The following is a 17,695-nucleotide window of genomic DNA, read 5'->3' on the forward strand; positions in this document are numbered from 1 at the left end:
CGTGGACTCACACAATCCCAGGCGGACGCGCTCGGGAGCTTCCCGGCGTGGATCAAGTCCTTTGTTGCCCGGGAAGCTGAACGCATGAAGCACTATCGTCAGGATGCAGGCATGAATCTGATTGCGAACTTCGCCGTCCTGTCGTCGCGTCGCACGATTTTCGATCTGCCGGTTTGCGACCTTGGATGGGATGACGCGCTGGTCTTCATCAACGAGCTGATCTCGATGCCGGTCGGACAGACGTCGATTTCATTCGTGAACGCCCACAATATCCTGATGACGCTGCGCGATAGCGAGTATCGCGGCATTCTCGCGCAAAACCTCGTGCTCCCTGATGGCATCGGTCTCAACATCGCTTCGCAGATCGAGCACGGTTCTCCGTTCCCGGCCAACCTGAACGGGACGGATTTCGTGCCGGCGCTGCTGACGTTCATGGAGCAGCCACGCCGTATCGGCTTGATCGGCGGTCGGCGCGAGGTCGTCGAAGCCGCCGCTGCAAACTTCCACCGCCATGCGCCCTGGCACGAGTTTGTGGTCGTCTCAGACGGTTTCTTCGACAAGGACAACCCTGTCGCCATCACCAGCGAGCTTGATCGCCAGAAGTTCGACATCATCATCGTCGGCATGGGTACGCCGCTCCAGGAAAAATGGGCGGCACGGCATATTCGCGCAGATCACGCCCGTCTGGTTCTCACGGTCGGCGCCCTGTTCGATTTCGTCTCCGGCAGCATTCCGCGCGCCCCGAAAGCTGTGCGGATGATGCGCATGGAGTGGGCCTATCGGCTGATGCAGGAGCCGACCCGTCTGTGGCGTCGATATGTTCTCGGCATTCCGCTCTTCCTGTACTTTGTCCTGCAGTACCGCTTCACCCGTCGCGGCCGCATTCTGGGGCAATCGTCGACCTATCGCCACTGATCGCCGGTTAACCATTTCTTTGCCAAGAATGTTTAAGGTCGATTAACCATCCGCAATCGCGGCTGGGGATCGATCGTTCTACGCATGAGATCTGGCGATGCGCGACCACCATTCGAAACGGCTGCCCCTTTCAAACGCTGCGGCATCCCGCGGGCAGGGGCACGCTGGCGCGCCGGCTTCTGAAGACAAGGGTTGGTCGGCCGCCTCTCCGGAGGCGCAACTGCTTCGCGTCATCGAGAAGACATTGCAGGCCCAGCGCGAACAGCAGGAGCTTGCGCCCGATCACCAGCCATTGGTCAGCCGAATCGAGACCATCCTGGGTAAGCGCATCGAAGCGGCAAATGATGTCGGCACAACGGCCGAGCCGCTCACCGTCGAGCCACCAGCCGTCATTCAAGAAACGCACGCGATGGACCTTCGGACCGCCGCCGTCGCACGGCCGAAGACAACAGGGCGTTCGGCTTATGCGAGGTCGTGCGCGATCGTCGGCCTTCTGTGTGCCGCGGGTGCTGCCGGCGGTGCGCTGATGCCGGTCGAGCCATCTCGGTACCAGGCCGACGCCGTCTTCAAGGTCGACGCGCCCGCTGATACGCGTATGGCATTCGCCCGGTCAGCCGAGAAGGCACTCCTGTCCCGACGGGCGATTGCCGCTGCTGTGACTGCGCTGCAGCTCGAACGCGATCCGGAATTCGCCGCCTCTGGTTCGGATGCGCTGACCGTGGCAGTCGACCTCCTCTCTGCCAGTGGTGCCGCCGCCGATCCGCTCTCGCGCGCCGAGGCATCGCTCGCCGCCGCCGTTCAAGCCACGACGGATGCGGCAGGACAAACGATCGGTTTCAAGGTCGTCACAGCCTCTGCCGCCAAGTCCTCGAAGATTGCGGCCTACTTCGCATCGACGATCGCTCGGCCCGTCGATGCCAACCACACGGAAGACGGTGCGCTGAAGAAGGCAAATGACGAGGCACAGCAAGCGCTCGCCGCCTTTACGCAGAGCAGCGGCGAAGGCAATGTCAAAGTCGCCGTCAGCCTGCAGCAGCAGATTGCCGATGCTGACGCGGAGCTCAAGGCGGCAGATCAACGGCTGCTGGACGCCAAGGGCAGGGCGGATCGCCTCGGTGCCGCCAAACTGGGCGATGTCCTGGCCGGTGCGCTGCCGCCCGAAACCATGTCGCCCTCGCTCGAAGGGCAGCGCAGCAAGTATGCGCTTGCAAAAAGTACGCTCGCTCAGCTCGCCGCGAGCCTAGGCCCAAGGCATCCACGGCTGCTGGCACAGCAGGCCGAGGTGGATGGGCTGACCACGGCGATCACGGCTGAGCTCGGGCGCTTGCAACGAGATGCCGGCAACGATGCGAAATCCGCGGCTGCGGCGAAGCGAGCGCTGAACGATCGTCGCAACACGTTGATCGCACAGAGCCGCGATACTGGTGTTGACGTCGCGAAATTGACCGAACTGCGCGACAAGGCCAACGCCGCGCACACGCGCATGGAAGACAATATTCAGACGGGTAGCCTCTCGTCCGAAGCCGGGCACCTCTCGCTTGCCGGGGCGCCGCAGATCACCGCGGTATCGTCCGGCCGCGGCCCGTGGACGGCGCCTGTTCTTGGCGCCCTGGCTGGCCTGGTCTTCGGCATCGCCGCGACCTGGCGCCAGGCAAAGAACAAGCCGACGGCGAAGCCGATCACCGACGCTGTCGTTGCCGAGCCATATCTCGACATGCCGGCACCAAGCCTGGAAACCGGTACTCCTGACGAAATTGAGGTTCTCCGCACGGAGCTCTCGGTCATGCGGGAAAAGCTGAAATCCTACGCTGCGGCATCGTGAATTCCGTCTTGGCTGCGGCACGATTGTTCTTGCATTTGTCGTTTTAAGCAGGATAGGGCGTGGACAGGCAAATAGCGCTGAACGCCACCGGCTAAGATGAGCGAAAGCAAGGGCAGGAGACAGTCTTGACGACAGTAATCGACGGTAAACAGGTCGCGGCTTCCGTAATTGAAACGGTCAAGGCGTCCGCATCGGCCCTTCACAAGCAAAGTGGCGTCCAGACGGGTATTGCTGTCGTGATCGTCGGTGACGATCCGGCCAGCCACGCCTATGTCAATTCCAAGAGCAAGATGGCAAAGGAATGCGGCTTCAAGTCGATACAGCATACCTTGCCGGTCGAGACGACCCAGGAGGAGCTGGCGGCGCTCGTTACGACGCTCAACGCTGATCCCTCGATTCACGGCATCCTTGTTCAGCTGCCGCTGCCGAAGCACCTGAAATCTGAGCCGATCATCCAGTCGATCCTGCCGGAGAAGGACGTGGACGGCCTGCATGTCGTCAACGCCGGCAAACTTGCGACCGGCGATCTGGAAACCGGTCTTGTGTCCTGCACGCCCGCCGGTGCCATGGTTTTCGTGCGTCGGACGCATGGCGAAGATCTGTCGGGCCTGAATGCCGTCGTGATCGGCCGCTCGAACCTTTTCGGCAAGCCGATGGCGCAGCTTCTGCTGAACGCGAACGCCACCGTAACCGTTGCCCATTCCCGCACCAAGGACTTGCCGGCGGTTTGCCGCAACGCCGACATTCTGGTGGCCGCCGTCGGTCGCCCCGAAATGGTGAAGGCGGATTGGGTAAAGCCCGGTGCAACGGTCATCGATGTGGGCATCAATCGTATTCCAGCGCCTGAAAAGGGCGAGGGCAAGACCCGCCTGGTCGGCGATGTCGCGTTCGACGAGGCGGCAAGGGTCGCGGACGTCATCACTCCCGTTCCCGGTGGCGTCGGGCCGATGACGATCGCGATGCTGATGGCCAATACCGTCGTTGCGGCTCACCGTTCAGCCGGTCAGACGCCACCCAAGTTCTGATCCTGCCGAGGGACAGGGCCCGTCGAGGCCCTGACGATCAGCTCGGTTTTCCAAAGTTCCTGTTCGGGGTAGGGGGCGTCCTGCTTCACCGTTGCGATCAGTCGCTGGGCAATCCGGATGCCGGCTGCGCGCAGCGATGAGCGTGTGGTGGTCAACGGCACCGAGAAGTTTTCCGGCCTTAGATGCGGCAGCACGTCGTCGTGGGCGATGAGCGAAATGTCTTCGCCAAGCTTCAGTCCGGCCTGATTGACGGCGCGAATGGCGCCGAGCGCCAGAACCGTGCTTGAACAGAGGATTGCTGTCGGACGATCCGGCAATTGCAGAAAGCGTTCCGTTGCGAACTGCCCGTGCTCGTCGGTCATCGTTGTGTGGCTGGCGCAGTCTTCGGGGAGCTCGAGGCCTCGCTCGGCGAGCGCCGCCACTAGGCCGTTCTTGCGACGGATGGCAAAATCGAGATGCGCTGGACCGTTCAGAAGTGCGAACCGCGTGTGTCCGAGTTGGAGCAGCAGCCGCGCGGCGTCATAGAAGGCGCCCTCGTTGTCGATGTCGAGATAGGGGTAATCGGGCTCGGAGCCGAAGGAGCGCCCGTGTACCAGAAACGGCATGGAAAGCGACTTCAGCATCGGCAGGCGTGGATCGTGGCCGCGCATATAGGCGACGAACAAGGCGTCGACGTTGCCGCTGATGGCCAGTCGTCGCAAGGCGCCGACCTCGTCATTGGGGTCAGCCGGCATGATGACGAAGTGAAAATCGTGCCGAACCGCCTCCTCCCCGAGCCCCGTCAGAAACTCGCCGAAATGAACGTCGGAATAGTGGTCGGGGGCGGTTGGCATGACAAGCCCGATCGAGCCGGCCTTGCCGGTCGCGAGCCGCTGGGCAGCCTTGTTGGGCCTATAGCCCGTTTCCTTCACCGCCTGCAGCACGCGTTCGCGCGTTGCCTCGTTGACCTCGGGATAACCGTTCAACGCACGGCTCACCGTCGTCTGCGACAGACCGAGCAATTCTGATAGCTGTTTGAGGTTCACGTGTTATGCTTCCTCCCACTCGCTTTGGGTGTCATCCTCTCCCAAATGCATCCAAAGCGCTTTTAATTATGTAGCAGTTGCGCCGCTTGACTCAAGAAAAATCGCTCCATATTCCGATGGAAGCATTGCTGCGCTGCGATAGTTGGGCGTGATAAGGCAGTTTTTGCGAAATGGCTTGACTCTTTTCCGCCGACGGTGAAATGAGTGGGGTGTCAAAGCGCTTTGGAATTATATTCGAATAGTTGCAGGGCGTGATTAGGATTGTGATGGGAGGTTGATCACATGAAAAAGTCATTCTTGGTGAGCGTCGCCGTTGCGGCGCTTTTTGCCGGTGCCGCTTCCGCTGCTGATTTGAAGTTCGCGCCGGGCGAAGATTCGAAGTTCAACTGGAAGAGCTACGACGAGTTCAAGGCGGCCCATGCCGATCTCAAGGGCCAGGAGATGACGATCTTCGGACCGTGGCGCGGCGAAGACGAAGCGTTCTTCCGCAGCATTCTCGCCTATTTCACCGAAGCGACCGGCATCGACGCCAAGTACTCGTCCTCGGAAAACTACGAGCAGCAGATCGTTATCGATACGCAGGCCGGCTCTCCGCCGAATGTCGCGATCCTGCCGCAGCCTGGCCTTCTGGCGGACCTTGCAAGCAAGGGCTTCCTGACGCCCCTCGGCGACGATACATCCAAGTGGGTCAAGGATAACTATGGCGCCGGCGACAGCTGGGTCGGCTACGGCACCTACAAGGGCAAGGATGGCAAGGAAGCCTTCTATGCATTCCCTTACAAGGCCGACGTGAAGTCGCTTGTCTGGTACGTGCCTGAAAACTTTAAGGAAGCGGGCTATAAGGTCCCGACCACGATGGAAGAGCTGCATGCCCTGACGGATCAGATCGTCAAGGACGGCGGCGTTCCGTGGTGCATCGGTCTCGGTTCGGGTGGCGCGACGGGCTGGCCGGCAACCGACTGGATCGAAGACATCATGCTGCGCACGCAGAAGCCTGATGTTTACGACAAGTGGACGACCAATGAAGTGAAGTTCACCGATCCGGCCGTTGTTGCCGCGATTGAGGAGTTCGGTAAGTTCGCCAAGAACGAGAAGTATGTCGACGGTGGCGTTGCCGCTGTTGCAGCGACCGACTTCCGCGACAGCCCGAAGGGTCTCTTCGGCGTGCCGCCGAAGTGCTACCTGCACCACCAGGCATCGTTCATTCCATCCTTCTTCCCTGAAGGCACGAAGCTCGGTCAGGATGCTGACTTCTTCTACATGCCGACCTACGCGTCGCATGCGGATCTGGGCAAGCCGGTTCTCGGCGCAGGCACGCTGGTCACGATCGCCAAGGATTCCAAGTCTGCTCGTGCCTTCGTCGACTTCCTGAAGACGCCGATCGCCCATGAAGTCTGGATGGCTCAGTCGAGCTTCCTGACGCCTTACAAGGGTGTCAACACGGCGGCTTACGCCAATGACCAGATGAAGAAGGAAGGCGAGATCCTGACGACCGCCACCACATTCCGCTTCGACGGTTCCGACCTGATGCCGGGCAAGATCGGCGCGGGTGCATTCTGGACCGGCATGGTCGATTTCGTTGGTGGCAAGTCTGCTGAAGACACCGCCAAGGAAATCCAGAGCGCCTGGGATGGCATCAAGTAACATCGCCTGAATATCCATGCCGCCGGTTTCGGCGGCATGGTCGCAATGCCTGGCCGGGTGCTCTCATAAGCTCCGGCCATCGCCGCCTTATGTGCCAAGTCATTCGCAAGCGCACCGGCGGTTTAGCCCTGAGATAGACAAGGGTAGCAGGGGAGGGACGAATGCTATCGCAGATAGTTTCCGCTTTGGGGGTTGTGGTCGTCGCGGTTTTCGCATGCTCGGCCTATTTCTATTTCTCGAACAAGATCCTGGATCTGGCGCTTCCCGTGAAGGATGGCGACATCCGCACGGCGTCGCAGAACCTGAACCGCCGTTCGGTGATCCGCCCGTGGCTGTTCCTGTTTCCGGCGCTCTTCCTGCTGGTCGTCTATCTGGTCTATCCCGTCGTCGCGACGCTGATCCTGTCCTTTTATGATCGCTCCGGCGCCGAGTTCGTCGGTCTCGCCAACTACAAGTGGGCAGTGAGCGACCGCGAGTTCCGCCAGTCGATCTTCAACAACATTCTCTGGCTGGCGGTCGTGCCGGCGGCCTGCACCTTCTTCGGCCTTGTCATCGCCGTCATGACCGACCGCATCTGGTGGGGCAATATCGCCAAGAGCATCGTCTTCATGCCGATGGCGATCTCCTTCGTCGGTGCCTCGGTCATCTGGAAGTTCATCTACGAGTACCGCGGCGGCAACGACACGCAGATCGGTCTTCTGAACGCGATCGTACAGCTGTTTGGCGGCACCCCGCAGGTGTGGATCTCGGTGCCTTTCTGGAACAACTTCTTCCTGATGATCATCCTCATCTGGATCCAGACCGGCTTTGCCATGGTCATCCTGTCCGCAGCCCTGCGCGGCATTCCCGAGGAGACGATCGAGGCTGCCGTCATCGATGGCGCCAACGGTTGGCAGATCTTCTGGCGCATCATGGTGCCGCAGGTATGGGGTACGATCGCCGTCGTCTGGACGACCATCACCATCCTCGTGCTGAAGGTCTTCGACATCGTGCTCACCATGACGAACGGGCAGTGGAATTCGATGGTGCTCGCGAACCTGATGTTCAACTGGCTGTTCAGGGGCGGCGGCGACAGCGGACGAAGCGCTGTCATCGCGCTGATCATCATGCTGGCTGTGACGCCGATCATGGTCTGGAACGTTCGCCGTGCGAACCGCGAGCTGGGAGGCCATTGAGATGACCCTGTCAGGTAGTTTCTTCAAGATCGGCCCAGCCCGTCTTTTCGTTCACTTCGCGGTGCTCGTCATCGTCATCATCTGGCTGATACCGACGCTCGGCATCTTCGTCAGTGCCTTGCGAGACAAGGACCAGCTTGTTTCCTCGGGTTGGTGGACGGCATTCGCCGGCTCCTCCCGCACGGTCGCGTCGCGCCTTGGCCAACCGGACCAGCAGAAGCAGGACGGTGCCGTCTACGTCATTTCAGGCAATGTTCTCGAAGGGCAACAGGGTCGCTCGATCCGCGCCTTCGGCACGCGTGTCCAACAGCCGTCCGCTTACAAGGCCGGCGAGACAGCTGATCTCGGCGACGGCCTATCGCTCACAGTCAACGAGGACGGCAGCTATCGCTATACGAAACCCGCCGCCTTCGGCCCGGACGACGGTGGCCGACGCGTCTACATTTCAGTCGCCACGCCTCCGGAATTCACGTTGCAGAACTACCGGAACGTTCTCACCAGCGAAGGCATCGGGCAGTCCTTTATCAACTCGCTCACGGTTACGATCCCGGCAACGATTATCCCGATCCTGATCGCTGCCTTTGCCGCCTACGCATTGAGCTGGATGGAGTTCCCAGGTCGTGCTCTGCTCATCGCGCTCGTGGTCGGACTGATTGTGGTACCGCTGCAGATGTCGCTTATTCCACTTCTGCGCCTCTACAATCACGTCGGGATGCTGCTCGATGCGCCGTCCAAGACCTACCCCGGCATCTGGCTTGCGCACACCGCCTTCGGCATGCCGCTCGCCATCTATCTGCTCCGCTCCTACATTGCGGGCTTGCCGAGGGAGATTATCGAATCGGCACGCGTCGATGGCGCGAGCGACTTTGAAATCTTCACCCGTATCGTACTGCCCTTGTCCTTCCCGGCGCTCGCGTCCTTCGCGATCTTCCAGTTCCTCTGGGTGTGGAACGACCTGCTTGTCGCCATGGTCTTCCTCGGCACCGACAGGGACCACCTCGTGCTGACCGGAGCCTTGAATGCGCTCCTCGGTTCGCGCGGCGGCAACTGGGAAATCCTGACGGCCTCGGCATTCGTCACCATCATCGTACCGCTGCTCGTCTTCTTCGCCTTGCAGCGCTATCTGGTGCGTGGCCTGCTCTCGGGCTCGGTCAAGGGCGGCTAGAAATCCCAAGACGCAATCCAACAGGACCAAACGAGCATGGCATCTCAATCCATTTTGACGGCGGACAAGGACTGGTGGCGTGGCGCGGTGATCTATCAGATCTACCCGCGCTCCTTCCAGGATTCGAACGGCGACGGCATCGGCGACTTGAAGGGCATCACCGCCCGCCTGCCACATGTGGCGTCGCTCGGCGCGGACGCGATCTGGATCTCGCCCTTCTTCACGTCGCCGATGCGCGATTTCGGCTATGACGTCTCCGATTATGAGAACGTCGACGCCATCTTCGGCACGCTGGTGGATTTCGACACGATGATTGCCGAGGCGCATCGCCTCGGCATTCGCGTGATGATCGACCTTGTCATCTCGCACAGCTCGGATCAGCACCCCTGGTTCGTGGAGAGCCGATCCAGCCGTACCAACGCCAAGGCGGATTGGTACGTTTGGGCGGATTCCAAGCCGGACGGCACGCCGCCAAACAACTGGCTGTCGATCTTCGGCGGCTCCGCATGGGCGTGGGATCCGACGCGCATGCAGTACTACATGCACAACTTCCTGACCTCGCAGCCGGACATGAACCTGCATAATCCCGAGGTGCAGGATCGCCTGCTCGACGTCGTGCGTTTCTGGCTGAAGCGTGGTGTCGATGGCTTCCGTCTCGACACCATCAACTTCTACTTCCACGACAAGCAGCTGCGCGACAACCCGGCGCTCGCGCCCGAGCGGCGCAACGCGTCGACCGCGCCGGCCGTGAACCCCTACAATTTCCAGGAACACGTCTACGACAAGAACCGCCCTGAGAACATCGAGTTCCTGAAGCGGTTCCGCGCCGTGCTCGAGGAGTTTCCGGCGATCGCCGCAGTGGGCGAAGTCGGCGACAGCCAGCGCGGGCTGGAGATTGTCGGCGAGTACACGTCGGGCAACGACAAGATGCACATGTGCTACGCCTTCGAGTTCCTGGCGCCGGATCCGTTGTCGCCGGAACGCGTCGAGGAAGTCATGGAGGACTTCTCCGCCGCCGCGCCGGATGGCTGGGCCTGCTGGGCGTTCTCCAACCACGACGTCATGCGCCACGTCAGCCGCTGGGGCTCGCTGGTCGCCGACCGCGAGGCCTTCGCCAAGCAATATGCCTCGCTGTTGATGACTCTGCGCGGTTCCGTCTGCATCTACCAGGGCGAGGAACTGGGGCTGACCGAAGCTGATCTGGCCTACGAGGACCTGCAGGATCCCTACGGCATCCAGTTCTGGCCGGAGTTCAAGGGCCGCGACGGTTGCCGCACGCCGATGGTATGGGACAGCCAGGTCGCCCAGGGCGGGTTCTCGACCGTCAAGCCGTGGTTGCCAGTTCCGGTCGAACATATCCTGCGCGCGGTCAGCGTTCAGCAGGGCGATGAGAACTCGGTGCTTGAGCACTACCGGCGGTTCCTTGCGTTCCGCAAGCAGTACCCGGCCTTCGCCAAGGGTGAGATCGAGTTCGCCGAGCCGCAGGACGACGTGCTGATCTTCATCCGCGAACATGGAAACGAGAAGCTGCTCTGCGTCTTCAACATGAGCCCTGTCGAAAGCAACGTTGTTTTGCCGGCAGGCGATTGGCAAGCGTTGACGGGTCATGGTTTCGTCAGCAATAACTATGGCGACAAGATCGATATTCCGGCTTGGGGTGCGTATTTCGCTCGCCTTGCCTAAGGGACTCTGGAGGAGGAACTAGATGACTGGACTGACGCTCAAGGACATTCGCAAATCCTATGGTTCCGTGGACGTGCTCCATGGGATCGACCTGGATATCAAGGAAGGCGAATTCGTAGTCTTCGTCGGTCCGTCGGGCTGCGGCAAGTCTACGCTGCTGCGCATGATCGCCGGCCTCGAGAACATAACGGGCGGCGACATGTACATTGATGGCCAGCTGGTCAACGATGTTCCGCCGTCCAAGCGCGGCATCGCCATGGTCTTCCAGTCCTATGCGCTTTACCCGCACATGACTGTCTACGACAACATGGCCTTCGGCATGAAAATCGCCGGTGAGAACAAGCAGGAAATCGACCGTCGCGTTCGCGCGGCAGCCGAGAGCCTGCAGCTCACCAAGTATCTCGATCGCCTCCCGAAGGCGCTCTCCGGCGGTCAGCGCCAGCGCGTGGCCATCGGTCGCGCCATCTGCCGCAACCCGAAGGTCTTCCTCTTCGATGAGCCCTTGTCGAACCTCGACGCGGCGCTTCGCGTCGCCACGCGTATCGAGATCGCGCGTCTCAACGAGCAGATGGCCGATACGACGATGATCTACGTCACCCACGACCAGGTCGAGGCGATGACGCTTGCCGACCGCATCGTGGTTCTTTCGGCGGGCAACATCGAGCAGGTCGGCGCACCGCTTGAGCTCTACGAGCGCCCGGCCAATCTCTTCGTCGCCAAGTTCATCGGCTCGCCAGCCATGAACGTCATCCCGGCAACGATCACCGAGGCCGGCGGTACAACGACGGTCACGCTGACGGGCGGCAAGTCGGTAACCCTCGATATCCCGACCGCCGCCTCCGAAAAGGGCAAGACGGCCAGCTTCGGCGTCCGTCCCGAGGACCTGCGCATCGCCGGCCCGACGGACGATTATCTCTTCGAGGGCGAAGTCTCGATCGTCGAAGCCCTCGGAGAAGTCACCTTGCTCTACATCGAAGGCCTCGTTCAGGGCGAGCCGATCATCGTCAAGCTGCCGGGCATCTATGATGTGAAGCGCGGCCAGAAGATGCATTTTTCGGCTGACCGCTCGAAGCTGCATCTCTTCGATGCCGACGGTCGTACCTACCGTAAATAATCCACCAGCCATTTTTGGGCCGTTGATCAAAAACGGCCCAAATTGGAACGGCTCTCACCTTCTGTTAAAGGTTCGATTGGTAAGATTCCCCCATTGCATTTCTAGGGGACTACGGCCATGGCTGCATCCAATCAGCTTCCCGGACATTTTCTGAACAAGGAAGAATCCTTCATGTACGACCGCGAAGTGCGGTTCAAGATGGAGGATACGATGAACGCTGCCCGTATCGAGTATACGGAGAAGGGCGTTCTCAACATGGCGTCCCGGCGTTGCGATATCATCCGGATTTCCAAGAGCAGCGCGGTCCTTGCGATCCTGACGCAGTTCAATCTTCCGAAGCAGTTCTACCTCGATCTCCCCGACGCGCGCATCACCAAGATCGGCTGCATGCTGACGCGGGTGAACGCGAATAACACGGTCGAAGTCCGCTTCCTGCGCATGTTGACCGACAAGGAGCTCAACAAGATCTTCGTCTACAGCAGCCACCCCGCCCACCGCGATCGCGTGCTTGATATCAGGGGCTGACGATCGTCCCCTTCGAGCTTGCCATTAAATGACAAAACCCGCGAGACAGCCTCGCGGGTTTTTTGTTTTTCGGGGCCGTTCGGGCCGCCGCATCCTCAGTGGAAGAGGACGCTTGCACCGCGGTCGGAAGCGCCGACAGCGCGTCGGAAGGGCGCAAACAGCTCGCGACCCATGCCGAACTCGTTGTCGGAGAGATCCGCCACCACCGATTCCCGCTCTGCCAGATCGGCGGCGTCCACCAGGACTTCAAGCGTGCCGGCGATGGCATCGAGACGGATGATGTCGCCGTCCTTGATGCGAGCGATCGGTCCGCCATCGACAGCCTCCGGCGTGACGTGGATCGCTGCCGGCACCTTGCCCGATGCGCCGGACATGCGGCCATCTGTGAGCAGGGCAACCCGGAACCCGCGATCCTGCAGCACGCCGAGCGGCGGTGTCAGCTTGTGCAGTTCCGGCATTCCGTTGGCCTTCGGGCCCTGGAACCGGACGACGGCGACGAAATCCTTGTTCAGCTTGCCTTCCTTGAAGGCATCCTGCAGCTCCTGCTGGCTATGGAAGACGATAGCCGGGGCTTCGATGATGTGCCGGTCGGCCTTGACCGCGGAGATCTTGATGACCGCCTTGCCGACATTGCCGCGCAGCATCTTCAGGCCGCCATTGGCCTGGAACGGCGTTTCGATGTTGGCGAGAACCTTCGGGTCCACGCTCTTTTCGGGCGACGGTTCGCGGACGATGCCGCCATCCTCGCCGAGGCGCGGATCGATCGTGTAAGCCTGCAGCCCGTGGCCGAAGACCGTGCGGACGTCTTCGTGAACGAGGCCGTGCTTCAACAGTTCCTTGATCAGGAAGCCCATGCCGCCGGCGGCATGGAAATGGTTCACGTCGGCAAGACCGTTCGGGTAGACGCGCGCCAGCAACGGCACGACCTCGGACAGCTCGGCGATATCCTGCCAGGTCAGCTGGATGCCGGCCGCGCGAGCCATGGCGACAAGGTGAAGGGTGTGGTTCGTCGAGCCGCCGGTGGCATGCAGGCCGACCACGCCGTTGACGATCGAGCGCTCGTCGATCATCTCGCCGGCTGGCGTGTATTCGTTGCCCTGTGCGGTGATCGCAAGCGCGCGCTTGGCGGCTTCGCGCGTGAAGGCTTCGCGCAACGGCGTGCCCGGATTGATGAACGACGACCCGGGCATATGGAAGCCCATGATCTCCATCAGCATCTGGTTGGAGTTGGCAGTGCCGTAGAAGGTGCAGGTGCCGGGGCCGTGGTAGGACTTGGATTCTGCTTCCAGCAGCTCCGCACGACCAACCTTGCCTTCCGCGTAGAGCTGGCGGACACGCGACTTCTCGTCATTCGGCAGGCCAGATGTCATCGGTCCTGCGGGAACGAAGATGGCAGGCAGGTGTCCGAAGGAGAGCGCTGCGATCACCAGGCCGGGAACGATCTTGTCGCAGACGCCGAGATAGAGTGCCGCGTCGAACATGTTGTGCGACAGGCCGACGCCCGCAGCCATCGCGATCAGGTCGCGCGAGAAGAGCGAAAGCTCCATGCCGGGCTGGCCTTGGGTAACGCCGTCGCACATGGCGGGCACGGCGCCTGCCACCTGGGCGATGCCGCCTGCTTCTGCCGCCGCCTGGCGGATGATCGCCGGGTAGGTTTCGAAAGGCTGGTGGGCCGAGAGCATGTCATTGTAGGAGGTGATGATGCCGAGATTTGCCACGCGGTCGCCCGCGAGGGCCTCCTTCTCGGCGGGGGAACAGACGGCAAATCCGTGGGCGAGGTTCGCGCAGCCAAGTATCGAGCGGCTCACGCCCTTGGAAGCTGCGTTGCGCAGGCGTTCGAGGTAGACGCCGCGGGTCGGTTTAGAGCGTTCGACAATACGTGCGGTAATCGCAGCAATGCGTGAATGAGCGGACATGGGAGATCCTGCCTTTGTCTGGTCTTCAATGTGTCTGTTCGCCGGCTCCGTGCCTGGCTGCTTACGGAGCCCAGTAGATATCGACCGGCGAAGCGGCGCGGCGCAGAATGGCGCGGATCGGCATGTCTGCCTCGTCGCCGTTGCCTTCTGCCTTCGTCAGCACGTCTTTCTTGCTCTCGCCTTCGATATGAAGCACGAGCAGCCTGGCGTCCTGCAGGCTTGAGAAGGTGAAGGTCAGGCGAGGCTCGCCGGCACCTTCCGCATCCATGGTAATGATGCCGCGCGGGGTCGTTGGATCAAGTGCCACGGCAAGATTGTTCCCGCCGGGGAAGAACGATGCCGTATGGCCATCGCCACCCATGCCGAGAATGGCTACGTCGAACGGATTTCCGATCGCCTGTGTCGCGGTGGTCGCGAGCTTGGCGGCGTCCTCGACGGAACCGGCGGCCTGATACAGCGGTTGGAAGACCGCTGCGGTCGCCTTGTTCTGAAGCAGGTTGGTCGCCACCAGCAGGTGGTTCGAGCGCGGATTGTCTGCGGGCACGAAGCGTTCGTCGACGAGCGTGATCGTGACCTTGCTCCAGTCCAGGTCTCGCGTCGACAGCTCCTGGAAGAAGAGTTTCGGCGTCGAGCCGCCGGAAACGGCGATGCTCGCCGTCCCCCGTGATGCAATGGCCGTCGAAAGCGATGCGGCGACCTTGTCTGCGAGGTTGCGCGCCAGTTCGGCGGCATTGGCAAAAGTGTGCATCGTCGCTGCCATCGCTCTCTACCTTAAATGTCGTCGTGCCAAGTGCGGCCGTCACGCTCGATGAGCGCGATAGACTGGCTGGGACCCCAGGTGCCTGCGGTGTAGCCCTGAACCTTCTGGCCGGTCGATTCCCATCCCTTGAGGATCGGGTCGACCCACTGCCATGCCGCTTCCACTTCGTCGCGACGCATGAACAGCGTCTGGTTCGAGCGGATCACGTCCATCAGCAGGCGCTCGTAGGCGTCGGGATTGCGCACCGAGAAGGCTTCGGCGAAGCTCATGTCGAGCGAAACGTTGCGCAGGCGCATGCCGCCCGGGCCTGGGTCCTTGATCATCAGCGACTGCTTGACGCCTTCGTCAGGCTGCAGGCGAATGATCAGCTGGTTCTGGTTGATGCGGCCTGCCGACTGGTCGAAGACCGAGTGCGGGATCGGCTTGAAGGTGATGACGATCTCCGACATGCGGCCGGCAAGGCGCTTGCCGGTGCGGATGTAGAAGGGAACGCCAGCCCAACGCCAGTTGCCAATCTCGGCCTTGATCGCCACGAAGGTTTCGGTGTTGGAAACGCCGCCTTCGAGCTCTTCGAGATAGCCCTTGACCGGACCGTTGCTGGAAGCGCCGGCGCGATACTGGCCACGGACCGTGTTCAGCTCGACATTCGAGGCATTGATCGGCTTCAGCGCGCGCAGCACCTTGAGCTTCTCGTCACGTACGGCTTCGGAATCCATCGAAGACGGGACTTCCATCGCCACAAGGCAGACGAGCTGCATGATATGGTTCTGCACCATGTCGCGCAGGGCACCGGCCGTGTCGTAGTAGCCCGCGCGGCCTTCGAGGCCGACGGATTCTGCGACAGTGATCTGCACATGGTCGATGTGATTGGCATTCCACAGCGGCTCATAGAGCGCGTTGGCAAAGCGCAGCGCCATCAGGTTCTGCACGGTTTCCTTGCCGAGATAGTGGTCGATGCGGAAGATCTGCTCTTCCTTGAAGACCCTGCCGATCGTGTCGTTCAGCTGAAGGGCGGAATCGAGATCGCGGCCGATCGGCTTTTCGACGACGATGCGCGTCGTCTTCGTAATCAGCTTGTGGTCATGAATCTTCTGCGAGATATCGCCGAAGATGCCCGGTGCGACAGCCAGGTAAAAGGCGCGAACGCGTTCCTTGCCCTCGTCGAGAAGCTTCTTGAGCTGGTCCCAGCCGGCGTCGGAACGCGCATCGACAGGCACGTAGTACAGCCGTTCGCAGAACTTCGCGACCTCGGCCTCGTCGTACTCGCCCTTCTTCAGATGCTCCTTCAGGGCATCCTGTGCGAACTTCCGATATTCTTCATGGGTCAGCGGGCTTCTGGAGGCGCCGATGATGCGGGTCGGCTCGGTGAACTGGCCCTCGATCTGCCGATGATACAGCGCCGGAAGCAACTTGCGCTCGGCGAGGTCGCCGCTGCCGCCGAAGACGACATAATCGAAGGGTTCAACGGGAATGATTTGACTGCTCATGAGGATGTCTCTCAATCATGCTTGGTACTGGCTCTTTAATCTAATCGATTTAAAAAAGCCAGTGTGCGCTGCAATGAATCTGTCGGAAACCGGTTTTAGATCGAATTGCAGCGCGAGGAAATGCGCAATCTGACTAAAACTTGTCGCGGAGCGCGTACCACGAGAGCGCCAGGAAAAGCAGCGGCGCACGCATGGCGGCACCGCCCGGGAAAGCAGGGACATTGAGCGATTTGAAGAGCTCCAGGTCCGCCGTTTTGCCGAGCACCGTTTCCGCGTAGAGTTTGCCGCAATAGTTCGACAGCATGACGCCGTGGCCGGAATACCCGCCGATGGAGATTACGCTAGGCATGACCTCGCGAACGAAAGGCTGGCGCGGCAGAGTGATGCCGACGGATGCGCCCCAGGCGTGGGTGATCTCGATATCCTTGAGTTCAGGATAGATCTCCGCGATCTGCCGCCGGATATGCTGCGTTATGTCGCGAGGGTTGTCCGATGTATAGGCCTCGCGCCCCCCGAACAGCAGGCGCCCATCCCTGGATTTGCGGAAGTAGCGGACGACGAACCGCGAATCGGCAACCGCTTCACCGCCAGCCAGTACCTTGGGATGATCGCCCAAAGGCACCGTGGCGCCTATGAACGAGCGGATCGGCATCACATGGCTGGCCGTGACCGGCTCCAGATTGTCGATGTAGCCGTTGCAGGCGATCAGCGCCTTGTCGGCAACGATCCGTCCGCGCGGCGTGTCGATCGTCACCTTGCCGTTCGCCTGGTGGATCGCAGTGGCCTTGGTCATCTCGTAGATCCGCGCGCCGGCATTTGCCGCGACGCGCGCGAGACCGACGAGCAGTTTCAGCGGATGGATGTGGCCGGTGCCGGTGTCGCGCACGCCACAGAAGTAGCGTTTCGACCCCAGACGCTCCTGGGTCTCCTGCCTGTCCATGAAACGAACATGCGGATAGTCGTAGCGCAGCGCCGCGATTTCCGCATTTTCCTGGTAAGACTTTGTGTAGCTCTCCTTGTGCGACACATTCATCTGCCCCGGCATGAAATCGATCTCGATCTGATGTTCGGTGGCGAAATCCAGCAGATGCCGCTTTGCGGCCTCCGCCAGATTGAAGAGCGCCTTGGAGCGCTCGTAGCCGATCGTTTCCTCCAGCTCTTCCGGCCATGCACGCTGGCCGGTGCCGAGTTGTCCGCCGTTGCGACCGGACGCGCCGTCGCCAAAGTGGGATCCTTCGATGAGGACGACCGAAACACCCGCCTTGGCGAGGTTATAGGCAGCCTGCAGCCCGGTGTAACCGCCACCGACGATCGCGACGTCGCACGTCGTCGATCCATCGAGCGCAGGATAGGTGGGGCGTTCGCCAACAGTCGCCTGATACCAGGAGATGCCGGGCGCAATGGGGCTCTGCCATGTCTCTTGCGATGTCATGACAGCC

Annotated in this window: 14 protein-coding genes; 9 read left to right on the forward strand and 5 right to left on the reverse strand. The window is 61.2% G+C overall.

The window, feature by feature from the left end; genetic code table 11:
* Window positions 1-111 precede the first annotated feature (111 nt).
* The 3 genes from A6U87_RS01850 to folD all read left to right on the forward strand — a co-directional run bounded on the left by A6U87_RS01850 (window position 112) and on the right by folD (window position 3,762).
* Complete coding sequence (locus tag A6U87_RS01850) at window positions 112-915, forward strand: WecB/TagA/CpsF family glycosyltransferase (RefSeq protein ID WP_065690212.1); 804 nt, start codon at window positions 112-114, stop codon at window positions 913-915.
* Window positions 916-1,012: 97 nt separating this feature from the next.
* Complete coding sequence (locus tag A6U87_RS01855; protein WP_065689531.1) at window positions 1,013-2,737, forward strand: hypothetical protein; 1,725 nt, start codon at window positions 1,013-1,015, stop codon at window positions 2,735-2,737.
* A 125-nt stretch (window positions 2,738-2,862) separates the two neighbouring features.
* On the forward strand, window positions 2,863-3,762 hold the full coding sequence (gene folD / locus A6U87_RS01860; protein WP_065689532.1) for a bifunctional methylenetetrahydrofolate dehydrogenase/methenyltetrahydrofolate cyclohydrolase FolD: 900 nt from the start codon (window positions 2,863-2,865) through the stop codon (window positions 3,760-3,762).
* On the opposite strand, the gene A6U87_RS01865 is transcribed toward folD, so the two are convergent.
* Window positions 3,741-4,787, reverse strand: a complete 1,047-nt coding sequence (locus tag A6U87_RS01865; RefSeq protein WP_065689533.1) for a LacI family DNA-binding transcriptional regulator — start codon at window positions 4,785-4,787, stop codon at window positions 3,741-3,743. The genes folD and A6U87_RS01865 overlap by 22 nt on opposite strands.
* Before the next feature lie 282 nt (window positions 4,788-5,069).
* On the opposite strand from A6U87_RS01865, the gene A6U87_RS01870 reads away from it, so the two are divergent.
* From A6U87_RS01870 to A6U87_RS01895, 6 genes are all read left to right on the forward strand, one after another.
* A complete protein-coding gene (locus A6U87_RS01870; RefSeq protein WP_065689534.1) occupies window positions 5,070-6,431 on the forward strand; it encodes an ABC transporter substrate-binding protein in 1,362 nt (453 codons plus the stop codon).
* Window positions 6,432-6,592: 161 nt separating this feature from the next.
* Window positions 6,593-7,606 carry a carbohydrate ABC transporter permease gene (locus A6U87_RS01875; protein ID WP_065689535.1) on the forward strand — a complete coding sequence of 338 codons (1,014 nt, stop codon included), beginning with the start codon at window positions 6,593-6,595 and terminating at the stop codon, window positions 7,604-7,606.
* Window position 7,607: 1 nt separating this feature from the next.
* Window positions 7,608-8,771, forward strand: a complete 1,164-nt coding sequence (locus tag A6U87_RS01880) for a carbohydrate ABC transporter permease (protein WP_065689536.1) — start codon at window positions 7,608-7,610, stop codon at window positions 8,769-8,771.
* Between the two features lie 36 nt (window positions 8,772-8,807).
* Entirely contained in the window at window positions 8,808-10,454 is a 1,647-nt protein-coding gene (locus A6U87_RS01885; RefSeq protein ID WP_065689537.1) for an alpha-glucosidase, read from the forward strand.
* A gap of 22 nt (window positions 10,455-10,476) precedes the next feature.
* The gene (locus A6U87_RS01890) at window positions 10,477-11,568 is read left to right on the forward strand and encodes an ABC transporter ATP-binding protein (RefSeq protein WP_065689538.1); all 1,092 of its coding nucleotides are present in this window, start codon (window positions 10,477-10,479) and stop codon (window positions 11,566-11,568) included.
* A gap of 117 nt (window positions 11,569-11,685) precedes the next feature.
* Window positions 11,686-12,093, forward strand: coding sequence for a hypothetical protein (locus A6U87_RS01895; RefSeq protein WP_198928651.1), 408 nt, complete (start codon window positions 11,686-11,688; stop codon window positions 12,091-12,093).
* Window positions 12,094-12,188: 95 nt separating this feature from the next.
* On the opposite strand, the gene edd is transcribed toward A6U87_RS01895, so the two are convergent.
* The 4 genes from edd to A6U87_RS01915 all read right to left on the reverse strand — a co-directional run bounded on the left by edd (window position 12,189) and on the right by A6U87_RS01915 (window position 17,688).
* Window positions 12,189-14,009, reverse strand: a complete 1,821-nt coding sequence (edd, locus tag A6U87_RS01900) for a phosphogluconate dehydratase (RefSeq protein WP_065689539.1) — start codon at window positions 14,007-14,009, stop codon at window positions 12,189-12,191.
* Between the two features lie 61 nt (window positions 14,010-14,070).
* Window positions 14,071-14,769, reverse strand: a complete 699-nt coding sequence (gene pgl, locus A6U87_RS01905; RefSeq protein ID WP_065689540.1) for a 6-phosphogluconolactonase — start codon at window positions 14,767-14,769, stop codon at window positions 14,071-14,073.
* Window positions 14,770-14,780: 11 nt separating this feature from the next.
* Entirely contained in the window at window positions 14,781-16,256 is a 1,476-nt protein-coding gene (zwf, locus tag A6U87_RS01910) for a glucose-6-phosphate dehydrogenase (RefSeq protein ID WP_065689541.1), read from the reverse strand.
* A 133-nt stretch (window positions 16,257-16,389) separates the two neighbouring features.
* Entirely contained in the window at window positions 16,390-17,688 is a 1,299-nt protein-coding gene (locus A6U87_RS01915) for an FAD-binding oxidoreductase (RefSeq protein WP_065689542.1), read from the reverse strand.
* Window positions 17,689-17,695 lie beyond the last annotated feature (7 nt).

The organism is Rhizobium sp. AC44/96 (genome assembly GCF_001692185.1).
Classification (GTDB): Bacteria; Pseudomonadota; Alphaproteobacteria; order Rhizobiales; family Rhizobiaceae; genus Rhizobium.